A 12,412-nucleotide genomic window follows, 5' to 3' on the forward strand; every position below is an offset into this window, starting at 1 on the left:
TCCCGCAGGACATTGAATAAGCTTCCTCGAATGAACACCGCGTCGTAAGAAAATGCGATAGCATTTTCGCGGGATTAGCACCTTCCGCTCCAATCAACAGGGTGCTTTAAATCAACAATTAGCTTTAACACAGCCTTCTTATAAAAAGTGAACATTAAAGCTAATCTTTATCAAATCAAATGCCATTTGCCGAAAATAAGTGCAATTCATATTACCGGAGCCCAAAGTAAGTTATAATATAATAAGGATATAAAAAGGATTGCAGTGATTGACATCATTGACATGATCCAATCCACAGGTGTATCTTAGAATAAGTTTAAAGAAGGATAACGGCTGTCTTGGGCTGTTATTGGAGGGATTTTTTTGGTTACGATACAAGATACGGAACTAAAAGAAGGGATCCAAGAGGCGATTGAGAGGGCAAAAGCTTTATCGGAGCCTGTATTAGTGAGTGAAGTTCAGAAGATCAATCATATAGACCCCCTTTCTTTTTATGCGGCAGGAAAGAGCCGTTTTTTTGGTGAACGCTTTTTCTGGAAGGATCCTTCCGGTGAAACTTATATAATCGGTTTGGGCATTTGCAAGCAAATTCAGTCAGATCAAAGTAACGGCCGTTTTGAAAGTGTTGAAAAGGAATGGAAACGCTTTATAGATAATAGCCTTGTTTTTAACCCGTATGAAAAGAATGCAACCGGCCCAGTTATGTTTGGCGGTTTTTCCTTTGACCCATTAAAACCGAAAACGAAGCTGTGGTCGAAGTATTCTGATTCACTTTTTCACGTGCCAACCTATATGTACAGTGAAGTGAATGGTCAGGCATACTTAACCACAAATGTTGTTTGTACCCAGCATGATGATCAATCACTTTTTGAAAAGATCGGTGCCGAACGGGGAGCGATATTGTCATCTATTGAAGGCTTCATCCCGGAAAGTGAAAATGTCCTTTTGAAGGAAGCAGACATTAATCCTAAGAAATGGATGGACAATGTAGAAACAATTGTTGAAGAACTCAAAGCAGGTTCTTTAAAAAAGGTTGTATTGGCACGGGAATCCCGCCTTGTTTTTAAAAAGCCAATTGAAATAGAAAGAGTGCTTGCAAATTTAATAAAGCTCCAAAGAGAAAGCTTTATATTTGCGTTTGAATCAAATGGAGATTGTTTTATTGGGGCATCTCCAGAACGCTTAATAAAAAAATACGGTGAAAACGTCTTTACAACATGCCTGGCGGGTTCGATCCCGAGAGGCAAAACAAAAGAGGATGACCATATACTTGGTGATGCCTTGTTAAGTGACCAAAAGAATTTGACTGAACATCAATTTGTAGTGGACATGATAAAAGAAGCGATGGAGGAATCCTGTACAGAAGTTGAGCTTCCCGAAAAGCCGCAGCTGATGAAAATGAGAGACATTCAGCATCTTTATACCCCTGTTATTGGGAAAACAAGGGATGACGCATCCCTTCTGGCTTTGGTTGACCGCCTGCATCCGACTCCTGCTCTTGGAGGGCTGCCGAAAAAAGAAGCGGTAGAAAGAATACGAGAGGTAGAAGAGCTGGATCGCGGATTTTATGCCGCTCCATTGGGATGGATGGACTTCAGAGGAAATGGTGAGTATGCTGTTGCGATTCGGTCTGGTCTGATCCAGGACAATGAAGCATCCATTTTTGCAGGCTGTGGAGTGGTCCAGGATTCGAACGCCGAAAGCGAATATCAGGAAACAAAGATTAAATTCCGGCCTATGCTTACGGCTCTTGGGGGTTATGAAAGATGAATCATCAGGAAGCTTTAACTTCATATATTGCCGCTTTTGTTGCGGAATTAGTAAAAAATGGGGTAGAGGATGTCGTGGTCAGTCCCGGCTCCCGATCTACCCCTATGGCTATGGTGATGGCAGAGCATCCTGAGCTTCGTGTACATATCCATGTAGACGAGCGCTCGGCTGCCTTTTTTGCGTTGGGGATTGCCAAGGTGTCGCAAAAACCCGCTGCATTGCTATGTACATCAGGAACCGCGGCTGCCAATTACTATCCTGCAATAGTAGAAGCACTTTATTCTAGAGTGCCTTTGATCGTGCTGACTGCCGACCGGCCTCACGAACTCAGGGATGTAGGGGCTCCCCAGGCAATCGATCAAATTCATTTATATGGTAAAAATGTGAAATGGTTTGTTGAGATGGCTCCTCCAGAAAATACTGTTGAGATGCTCCGTTATGCCCGGACTGTCAGTGCAAGGGCTGCAGCTATGGCAAAGCGTTCTCCTGCTGGCCCTGTTCATCTTAATTTTCCATTCCGTGAGCCATTGGTACCACAGCTGGATCGGCAGGATTTATTTGAGCTGAGTGAGCGCAAGGATGGCTTTGTAAACGTCCATCCAGGACAGCTTGGCCTTCAGGAAGAAGACTGCAGTCAAATTGCAGAGAGCTTATCAGAAGCGAATAAAGGCATTATTGTATGCGGTCCAATGGTGAATGCAGATTTCCCTGAGGCTGTTATTCAGCTCGCGAAAAGGTTAAACTTTCCGATTGTTGCTGATCCGCTTTCTCAGCTAAGAAGCGGGCTGCATGATGGAAGCCTTGTAATTGATACATATGATAGCTTTTTGAAGAATGATGATGCCAAAAGGGCTCTTAGGCCAGATGTTATTATCCGCTTTGGTGCAATGCCTGTTTCTAAACCCTTGACGATTTTTATGAAAGAAAATAGCGATGCCCGCCAAGTTATTGTTGATGGCGGAGCTGGCTGGCGTGATCCGTCAATGCTTTCAACTGAGATGGTGCATTGCGATGAAGTACAGTTCTGCAAGTCTGTTATTCCATATCTCAAAAGCTCTGAAAATAATCAATATGCTTCCCTATGGAAGGAAATCAATGATCTTACAAAATCTAAATTGGCAGGAATAAATGAAGTGGATGAGCTAAGTGAAGGGAAGTTATTTTACCAGCTTTCCGAATTGCTTCCGGAAGGTTCAACACTCTTTGTAGGCAACAGTATGCCGATCCGGGATTTGGATACATTCTTCCACTTTAACCAAAAGGGCATCAGAGTGATGGCTAATCGTGGAGCAAACGGAATAGACGGTACCGTTTCAACTGCACTTGGAGCTGCTGCCTTGTCACCGCCGCTGTACTTGGTCCTTGGCGATCTTACGTTCTTCCATGATTTAAACGGCTTAATTGCTTCTAAACAATATGGAATAGATATTAATATCCTATTAATTAATAACAATGGCGGGGGCATATTCTCTTTTCTTCCACAAGCTGGCCATCCCAAGAATTTTGAAAAGCTGTTTGGAACACCCCTTGATCTTGATTTCAGCCATGCCATTAAGATGTATGGGGGCCAATATGATCTAATATCGGATTGGGGACATTTTATTTCCGTATTCAAACGAAATAAAGAAACAACGGGCTTAAAAGTAATGGAAATTACGACAAATCGGGACAAAAACGTAGCCGAGCATAGAGAATTGTGGGACTCTGTTTCCCAGGAAATAAGTCGATTGCTGGAAGGGTGAATGCCGGTGAATTATGTCATTGATGGGGTCCGTTATCATGTCGATACATGGGGAAATGGTTTTCCGCTGCTGCTGCTACATGGCTTTACAGGAAATGCAGAGAGCTGGAAAGTATTTGAACCCTGTTGGAAAGAACACTCAAAAGCCATTGCTTTAGACATTGTCGGACATGGGAAGTCAGAATCCCCGCCTGATATTGCCTGTTATGGAATAGAGAAATCCGCTGATGTAATGAATACTCTTTTAGAAAAGATGGGGATTGCAAAAGCAGATATCCTTGGCTATTCCATGGGGGGACGGCTTGCAATCACGTTTGCAGTAAAATATCCTGAAAAAGTCCGCAGACTGGTTTTGGAGAGTGCCTCTCCTGGACTTCGAACTGAGGAAGAAAGACAATCAAGGCGTCTGCAGGATGCAAATTTGGCAGAAAAAATCAGGAGAGATGGAATTAAACGATTTGTTGATTATTGGGAAAACATCCCCTTATTTGAGAGTCAAAAAAAACTTCCTGACAGCATTCGCGCAGGAATAAGAAGCCAGCGTTTAGCCAATTCTATTGAGGGCCTGGCCCACAGCCTTAATGGAATGGGGACAGGCTCCCAGCCCTCTTGGTGGGGGCAGCTTTCTCAAATAGACTCCCCTGTCCTGCTGGTTACTGGAAATCTTGATCAAAAGTTTTGCAGAATTGCCGAAGATATGTCGAAGGTTCTCCCGAAAAGCCAGTGGATAAGCGTAAAAAATGCCGGCCACGCAATTCATGTGGAGAAACCTGAAAAATTTGGTACAATAGTAAGTGGGTTTTTGTCGCAACTGCTATAAGCTGACAGGCAATAAAAAACTGCTTTTAGCTGCAGGACCCTGTCACTATATGCAGAAGAAGGATGCGGCACAAAACGCGATTTTATTAATACATAAATAAGGAGGACTCTTGTATGTCAGCAGTAGAATGGGTTGCAGGAAAACAATACGAAGAAATTTTATATGAAACATACAATGGCATTGCTAAGATTACGATTAACAGACCGCAAGTCCACAATGCATTTACTCCAAGAACCGTTATGGAATTGATTGATGCATTTGCTTATGCGCGCGATGATGAAAACGTAGGCGTAATTATTCTGACTGGTGCCGGAGACAAGGCATTTTGTTCAGGCGGAGACCAATCTGTAAGAGGACATGGCGGATATGTTGGTGATGACCAGATTCCGCGTTTAAATGTTCTTGATTTGCAGCGATTAATTCGAGTGATTCCTAAGCCGGTTATTGCAATGGTAAAAGGTTATGCGATTGGCGGAGGCCATGTCCTTCACATTGTATGTGACTTAACGATTGCGGCTGATAACGCTGTATTCGGACAAACAGGACCTAAAGTAGGAAGCTTTGATGCAGGTTATGGTTCAGGATACCTTGCAAGAATCGTCGGCCATAAGAAAGCCCGCGAAATTTGGTACCTGTGCCGCCAGTATGGCGCCCAGGAAGCTTTGGATATGGGGCTTGTCAATACTGTTGTGCCACTTGAAAAAGTGGAAGAAGAAACAATTAAGTGGTGTGAAGAAATTCTTGAGAAAAGCCCGACTGCAATCCGCTTCCTGAAGGCTGCCTTCAATGCGGATACTGATGGACTGGCAGGAATTCAGCAATTCGCCGGAGATGCAACTCTTCTTTACTATACAACTGATGAGGCTAAAGAAGGCCGCGATGCATTCAAAGAAAAGCGCAAACCCGACTTCGGCCAATTCCCTCGTTTCCCTTGATTTGAGACGGGTAAATCCATTATTCCAGCTTGATGGCATGGCCATCAGGCTGTTTTTATATATAAAATTGTGAAAATGGGGTGTTTATGATCGAAGCACAGGCAATGCCGAACTTTCTGCAGAAACGGGCCTTTTTAACCCCTGAGCGCCCTGCCATTCATTTTTCGGGCGTAACCTACTCTTTTTCAGAAGTATATAAACGGGTTCATACGATTGCGGGTCAATTGCAGGCTGCTGGTGTAAAAAAGGGTGAGTATGCTGGCGTTCTGCTGAGAAATCATGTAGATACTGTTTTTATCCTTTTAGCTTTGCAGCTTATTGATGTAAAGGCAGTCATATTAAATAACAGGCTAACTTCAGAGGAATTGCGCTGGCAAATGGCAGATTCACGATCAGCTTACCTCCTTACGGAGAGCGCCTTTGAGGAGATAAGCGAAAAGATCACTTATACACTATCAGCGGTCTCCGTGATCCTTAAAGAAAATTTATTTGAGGCAGCCTATTCCGAACCTGAAATGGCGGAAGAGATTAACCTTGATGAAGTGTGCACTGTCATGTATACATCCGGTACAACCGGGAATCCAAAAGGAGTTCTCCAAACCTATGGGAATCATTGGTGGAGTGCAATTGGATCTGCACTAAACCTGGGGCTGAATGAAAACGACTGCTGGCTATGTTCGGTTCCCATCTTTCATATCAGCGGATACTCTATTCTTATGAGAAGCATTATTTATGGCATGAAGATGGTTCTTTGTGAATCATTTAATGAGAAAAAAGTGATTGATATGATCTCCAGCGAAAAGGTTACGATCATGTCGGTTGTCAGTACGATGTTAAGCAGGATCGTGGAAGAGCTTCAGAATGAAAAATTGCCGGATTATTTTAGGTGCATGCTACTAGGAGGAGGACCGGCAGCGAGGTCCCTGCTGGAGGTTTGCAAAAAGAAGGATATCCCGGTTTATCAGACATACGGGATGACGGAAACCTCTTCTCAAATCGTAACACTAGCACCGGAATATAGTTTTAGCAAGCTTGGTTCTGCTGGGAAGCCCTTGTTTCCTTCTCAGCTAAAAATTGTCGGGGGAAATGGAGAAAATGCCCATCCAGGAGAAGCCGGAGAAATCTTTGTTAAAGGTCCAAATGTAACAAAAGGATATTTAAATCGCGAAGATGAAACTTTGAAAAAGATCAGGGACGGCTGGCTTTCGACTGGAGACATTGGTTATTTGGATTCAGAAGGGTTTTTATATGTACTCGATCGGCGTTCAGATTTGATCATATCCGGAGGGGAAAATATTTATCCGGCTGAAATTGAAGGTGTACTTATTTCCCATCCATACATAACCGATGCGGGGGTTATCGGCATGAAGGATGATGATTGGGGAGAGGTGCCTGTTGCTTTTGTAGCCGGGGATAAGAACATGGATGCAGAAGAAGTTAGGCAGTACTGCTTAAGTAAGCTGGCCAAATATAAGGTGCCTAAAAGAATCATCATGGTTGATGAAATCCCGAGAAATGCTTCAAAGAAGGTTCTAAGAAGGAAGCTTCGGGAGCTGCTTGAGGAAAGCGGGAAGTAGATATGGATATAAAAACTGTAACATTATATAAAATTAAAATGTCTCTGAAGACTCCATTTACCACTCATTTAGGGACAGTCAGGGACAGAGAGGGAATTATTGTCGAAGTGGCAGATAAAGAGGGGCGGACAGGCTATGGAGAAGGAGTGGCTTTTTCTTCGCCATGGTATACCGAGGAAACGATTGAAACGAGCTGGAACATGCTTAAAGCATTTCTAATTCCATTGCTAAAGAATGCTGATTTATCACATCCTTCTGAAGCTGGGCCGTTATTTGATGCCTATAGAAGGAACCAGATGGCGAAAGCGGCTCTTGAAACGGCTTTATGGGATTTGGCTGCCAAAAAGGAAGATGTGTCACTGTCTAAATTTATTGGCGGGATACAGGAAAAGATTCCTTCCGGGGTGGTAGTTGGAGCAAAAACAAAGGAAGAGGTAAGAAGGCAAATAGAGTCCTACCTTGAGGATGGCTACAAAAGGGTGAAAATAAAAATCAGCCCGGAAAATGATTATGAATTCATTTCTGAAATTCGCTCGCTTTATCCAGAACTGCCACTGATGGCGGATGCCAATTCAGCTTACACGCTGGAACACATAGGGCATTTAAAAAGGCTTGATGATTTTGGACTTCTTATGATTGAGCAGCCACTCGAATATGATGATATTGTCGATCATGCGAAGCTGCAGAAAGAATTGAAAACCCCGATATGCCTGGATGAAAGCATTGTGACTTTTAATGATGCACGCAGAGCGGTTGAGCTTGGAAGCTGTAAGGTAATCAATATAAAAATCGGCCGGGTTGGAGGATTGGGAACCGCAAAGAAAATTTATGACTATTGCCTTGAAAAGGGGATACAAGTCTGGTGCGGGGGAATGCTGGAGTTTGGAATTTCCCGTGCCCACAATATTGCCCTCGCTTCCCTGGAGGGCTTTTCAATACCCGGCGATATTTCAGCATCGGGCAGGTATTGGGAAGAGGACATCATATTGCCGGAAGTGACAGTGAAAGATGGAAAGATAGAGGTGCCCGGCAAACCTGGGATTGGCTTTGAAATCAATCAGAATAGATTGAAGGAAGTTACAGTTAAGAAAGAATCATTTAGTTTTTACAAAAAATAAGACGCCTCCTCAGCGCCTTTTAAATCAATTATTGAGTTATCTCATCTTGTATAAATGTATCTTCTTTAATGGCAAAGGAGCTTAATCCAGCAGCTGCAGCAAATGCAGCCCCAAGCATGACAACTGTTGATAACATTTATATCACCCCTGTAGGTTTTAGTTATTAAATAGTTCCCCCATCGTTCTTCCTATAAACATTTTTTTAAAAAATATTGATTCTGCAAAAAAGCGATGCCGTATTTGTACAAGGCATCGCTTTTATACGGTTAACGAATTTTTTTATGCAAGGTGAGTCTATTAAGTCGTACATTTGCAGGGAATGTCTGGTTGGGTGTTTGCAGGAAAAGCACCATCCGGCAAGCAAAATGTATCTAGAAAATAAAAAAACCTCCCAAAGCGGGAGGTAAATGCAAGCCTATTCATTTAGCGCTTTTTCTAGGGAAGCGAGATTGTCTTTCATTAAAGTGAAATAAGTTTCGTTATTTTGGATGTCTTCTTCCGTTAAGACTGATAAATTATGCAGCATTAATGGCTCTGCGCCAATTTCTTTCTGCAGTATTTCAGTCAGTTTTGAGCTGACATTCTGTTCGAAAAATACGTATTTTAAATCATGCTCTTTGGCTTCTTTAATGATTTTCTGCAATTCTTTTTGGGTAGGCTCACTGGAAGAACTTAAACCGGAAACACTGATTTGGTCTAAATCATAGCGTTCTTCCCAATAACCGTACGCTGCATGGGATACAATGAATTCCTTATGTTTTGCATTCTGAACAGTCTGCTCGAAATCGTTGTGGAGTTCATCCAGTTCCGTCGCCAGCTCCTGATAATTCTTTTCAAATTGTTCTTTGTGTTCAGGCATCTGCTCTACTAGAGCAGCTTTGATTGTTTCAGCCAGATCTTTGGAATATAGAGGGTCAAGCCATACATGGGGGTCAATGTCACCATGGTCATGATCATCATGTCCTTCTTCGCTGTGACCAGCTTCATCAGTGTGGGCATCATCATGTCCTTCTTCACCGTGTTCACCTTCACTGGAATGATCCCCTTCTTCATGCGCAGGATCATGGTTCTCTTCTGTGTGAACAAACTCGATATTCTCTCCGGCAGCTACCATTTTCACATTTTCATTTTTCAAGGTTTCTTTTGCTTTTTCCACAAACCCTTCAAGACCAAGGCCTACAAAAATAAAAATATCTGAATCGGCCAATTTTATCATATCTTTTTGAGATGGCTCAAAAGTATGCTCATCTGATCCAGGAGGATAAATAGTTTTTACATCAACAAGCTCATCTCCGATTCGTTCAGTAAAATATTGAATTGGATAGACAGTCGTATAAACAACTGCTTTCCCGTTATCTCCTTCTTCTTTTACAGGATTTTCACCTGTACAGCCTGATAGAATCAGCGTTATACTTAATGCTATGAAAAAGATCGCTTTTTTCATGCTGTTTCTCCTCTCTTTTTAAAACGTATTTATTACGATTTATTATTCAAAAAAATATAATACGTAATCATTACGATTTCCCTTAGTAATCTTACAAAATATACAGCAAAAAAGCAAGGATAAAAAATTTGTTTGCAGACAAAGCTTTTTGTATCATTGATAGAGGGCTCTATTACAAAAATTGTCCCTCTATCTATTATAAACAATGTGCTTGTCCATTATAGCAGTAAGGAATGGCTGCTGAGATTCTTTTAAACAATACATAAAATGACAAGGAGTGGTACTGTGAAGCTTTTGGAAGAAATCTTAACCCATAATCAGCAATTTGTTGAAGAAAAGAAATATGAAGAGTTTGAAACAACTAAATTCCCCAATAAAAAAATGGTGATTTTAACATGTATGGATACTCGTTTGGTTGAACTGCTGCCGAAAGCATTAAATGTGAGAAATGGTGATGTAAAAATCATAAAAAATGCGGGAGCTTTAGTCACACATCCTTTTGGAAGCATTATGAGAAGCATCCTGATTGCAGTTTACCAGCTTCAGGCAAAAGAGGTATTTGTAATTGGCCATCATGACTGCGGGATGAGTGGAATGAAGGCAGAAACGGTTGTCAGCAGCATGAAGGAGAGAGGCATAACCAAGGATGCCTTGGATACGATGACGTATTCAGGAATTGCAGCAGAAGATTGGCTTAAGGGCTTTGAAAATGTAGAGGACAGTGTAGCGCATAGTGTTCATATGGTAAAGAAGCATCCATTAATGCCAGCGGATGTGCCTGTACATGGGCTTGTTATTGACCCAGGCACAGGCAGGCTTGACTTGGTAATAGACGGATATGAGTCTTAATCCTTTTTCTTAACTGGCCATTCCTCCGGGACAAGGTCTACTCCACCTGGGTGTAATGGATGGCATTTCAGGATTCTTTTTATTGTAAGCCAGCCGCCCCTTAAGGCGCCGAAGCGTTTAACGGATTCCAGCCCATAATGGGAACATGTCGGATAAAACCGGCATGTTGGCGGCTTTAGCGGAGAAATAGCGATTTGGTATAAACGAAATAGCGATATTAATAATTTTTTCAGCATGGAAAGCCTTCCCTTTTGTCGAACATATTTTCTTTTAAAATAACATATAATCGAACAAACGTCTAAATTTTCATATTAATTTGATGAATTTAGTCGGAAATTGAGCTATAATAAAAGGAAAACATTAGGGGAGTGTTTTTAATGCCTTCAGTAGAGAGCTTTGAATTGGACCATAACGCTGTTAAAGCGCCATATGTAAGGCACTGTGGTGTACATAGAGTTGGAAGTGATGGAGTGGTCAATAAATTCGATATTCGTTTTTGCCAGCCGAACAAGCAGGCGATGAAACCAGATGTGATTCATACTTTAGAACATCTTCTTGCTTTTAACATCCGTACACATGCTGAAAAATATGATCATTTTGATATCATTGATATTTCGCCAATGGGCTGCCAAACAGGCTACTATCTGGTTGTAAGCGGGGAACCGTCCGTTGAGGAAGTCATTGACTTGCTCGATGATACAATGAAGGATGCTGTCGAGGTAACGGAAATACCGGCGGCAAATGAAATGCAGTGCGGCCAGGCCAAACTGCATGACCTTGAAGGTGCAAAGCGCCTAATGAAATTTTGGCTGGACCAGTCGAAGGAAGATTTAAAACAGGTTTTTGCGTAAAGAAACGGGCTGATGACTGAAGAGACCTAGCTAAATGAGACAAAGGAAAAAACACCCCTTAAGTCGTAATTATAATTATGACTTGCAGGAGGTGTTTTTCTTATGGAGAGAAAAAAGAATTTTTACTCTTATGAGACAAAAATGAAAGCTATTGAGATGAAAATGTCGGGCCAATATTCCAATCGTGAAATTATGGAGGAATTGGGGATTATTAATGACTCTCAGATAAGGATTTGGTTGATGTGGTATCGAAAAGGAGAGATGTATCGTTTTGCACAGCCTTCTGGTAAGCAATATAGCTATGGAAAAGGACCTGAGGGGCTGACTGAGGTTGAGCAGCTGAAAAGAGAAAACCAGCATTTACAGATTCAATTAGAGATATTAAAAAAGTACCAGGAGATCGAAAGGAGTTGGTACCAGAGGTTGTCTTAGATCTTGTAGAAGTCTTAAAAGAAAAATACTCCATTTCTCTTATTTGTGAGGCTATAGGGGTTCCACGATCCACCTATTATCGATGGAAAAAAAGAGGACCTCGCAAACCTAATGAATTAGAACGGCAAATCTTAGAGATTTGTGTAAAACATAAGTTTCGAATAGGACATCGGACCGTAAAGGCATGGCTTAAAAGAGATTATAAAGTGGAAGTCAATCGAAATACTGTTCAAAAGGTTATGCAAAAATATAATCTCCAATGTCGAGTAAAACCAAAAAAGAAGGTGAAATTCTCAGGAGAAAGCCATATTGTTGTCCCTAACCGTTTGGAGCGTAATTTTAAAGCATCTAAACCAAATGAAAAATGGGTTACAGATATAACATATCTTCCATTCGGACAATCCATGATGTACCTTTCAAGCATTATGGACCTTTATAATAATGAGATAATTGCTTATCGAATAAGTTTGAGCCAGGACGTTACACTTGTATTGGATACTCTAAAAGACGCTGTTCAGAATCGGAACGCTGAAAATGTAATGCTGCATAGTGATCAAGGTGCACAGTACACGTCTAAAGCATTTCAAACGCTAGCAAAAGAAAAAGGCATTATCACAAGCATGTCTCGGAAAGGCAATTGCTTGGATAACGCCGTCATTGAATCCTTCCACTCTACCTTAAAGTCAGAAGAATTCTACTCTCAGCCACGAGAGTATCTTACAAATCTTATTGTAGTGGAAAAAGTAAAAAATTTCATCCATTATTACAATCAAATACGACTTCAGGCAAAATTAAACTACCTGTCTCCTATTGAATATAGGGAACAGGTAGCATAGGTGTTTTTTTCTGGTGTCTCAAATCGATAGGTCAGTTCA

11 protein-coding genes are annotated in these 12,412 nt (G+C 41.5%); 9 read left to right on the forward strand and 2 right to left on the reverse strand.

From position 1 onward, the window contains the following. The first annotated feature begins 363 nt into the window (after positions 1–363). From L634_RS0126105 to menC, 6 genes are all read left to right on the forward strand, one after another. On the forward strand, positions 364–1,770 hold the full coding sequence (locus L634_RS0126105) for an isochorismate synthase (RefSeq protein ID WP_034263269.1): 1,407 nt from the start codon (positions 364–366) through the stop codon (positions 1,768–1,770). Beyond that, positions 1,767–3,512 carry a 2-succinyl-5-enolpyruvyl-6-hydroxy-3-cyclohexene-1-carboxylic-acid synthase gene (gene menD, locus L634_RS0126110; protein WP_026584957.1) on the forward strand — a complete coding sequence of 582 codons (1,746 nt, stop codon included), beginning with the start codon at positions 1,767–1,769 and terminating at the stop codon, positions 3,510–3,512. The genes L634_RS0126105 and menD overlap by 4 nt, the downstream gene beginning before the upstream one ends. Continuing rightward, positions 3,513–4,331, forward strand: coding sequence for a 2-succinyl-6-hydroxy-2,4-cyclohexadiene-1-carboxylate synthase (gene menH / locus L634_RS0126115; RefSeq protein ID WP_034263272.1), 819 nt, complete (start codon positions 3,513–3,515; stop codon positions 4,329–4,331). 113 nt (positions 4,332–4,444) lie between these two features. Next, the gene (gene menB / locus L634_RS0126120) at positions 4,445–5,266 is read left to right on the forward strand and encodes a 1,4-dihydroxy-2-naphthoyl-CoA synthase (protein WP_026584959.1); all 822 of its coding nucleotides are present in this window, start codon (positions 4,445–4,447) and stop codon (positions 5,264–5,266) included. Positions 5,267–5,352: 86 nt separating this feature from the next. Continuing rightward, positions 5,353–6,843: an o-succinylbenzoate--CoA ligase gene (locus L634_RS0126125; RefSeq protein WP_034263275.1), complete on the forward strand. Its 1,491-nt coding sequence runs from the start codon at positions 5,353–5,355 to the stop codon at positions 6,841–6,843. Positions 6,844–6,845: 2 nt separating this feature from the next. Further along, positions 6,846–7,961 (forward strand): o-succinylbenzoate synthase, encoded by a 1,116-nt coding sequence (gene menC / locus L634_RS0126130; protein WP_026584961.1) that lies wholly within the window; start codon positions 6,846–6,848, stop codon positions 7,959–7,961. A 415-nt stretch (positions 7,962–8,376) separates the two neighbouring features. Here the strand turns inward: menC and L634_RS0126140 are convergent, their stop codons facing one another. Next, positions 8,377–9,405 carry a metal ABC transporter solute-binding protein, Zn/Mn family gene (locus L634_RS0126140; RefSeq protein WP_026584962.1) on the reverse strand — a complete coding sequence of 343 codons (1,029 nt, stop codon included), beginning with the start codon at positions 9,403–9,405 and terminating at the stop codon, positions 8,377–8,379. Between the two features lie 285 nt (positions 9,406–9,690). Between L634_RS0126140 and L634_RS0126145 the strand changes: the two genes are divergently transcribed. Beyond that, positions 9,691–10,254, forward strand: a complete 564-nt coding sequence (locus tag L634_RS0126145) for a beta-class carbonic anhydrase (protein WP_026584963.1) — start codon at positions 9,691–9,693, stop codon at positions 10,252–10,254. Here the strand turns inward: L634_RS0126145 and yidD are convergent. Next, complete coding sequence (yidD, locus tag L634_RS0126150; protein WP_026584964.1) at positions 10,251–10,490, reverse strand: membrane protein insertion efficiency factor YidD; 240 nt, start codon at positions 10,488–10,490, stop codon at positions 10,251–10,253. The genes L634_RS0126145 and yidD overlap by 4 nt on opposite strands. A gap of 141 nt (positions 10,491–10,631) precedes the next feature. Between yidD and L634_RS0126155 the strand changes: the two genes are divergently transcribed. Together L634_RS0126155 and L634_RS0126165 are read left to right on the forward strand one after the other, a co-directional pair. Continuing rightward, positions 10,632–11,105: an S-ribosylhomocysteine lyase gene (locus L634_RS0126155; RefSeq protein ID WP_026584965.1), complete on the forward strand. Its 474-nt coding sequence runs from the start codon at positions 10,632–10,634 to the stop codon at positions 11,103–11,105. Positions 11,106–11,207: 102 nt separating this feature from the next. After that, a protein-coding gene (locus L634_RS0126165) for an IS3 family transposase (protein WP_442852720.1) occupies positions 11,208–12,373 on the forward strand; the annotation gives its coding sequence in 2 pieces (ribosomal slippage) (positions 11,208–11,490 and positions 11,490–12,373; 1,167 coding nt in all). Positions 12,374–12,412 lie beyond the last annotated feature (39 nt).

It is taken from the genome of Bacillus sp. J33, assembly GCF_000518885.1.
In the GTDB taxonomy this organism is placed as follows: Bacteria; Bacillota; Bacilli; order Bacillales; family Cytobacillaceae; genus Cytobacillus.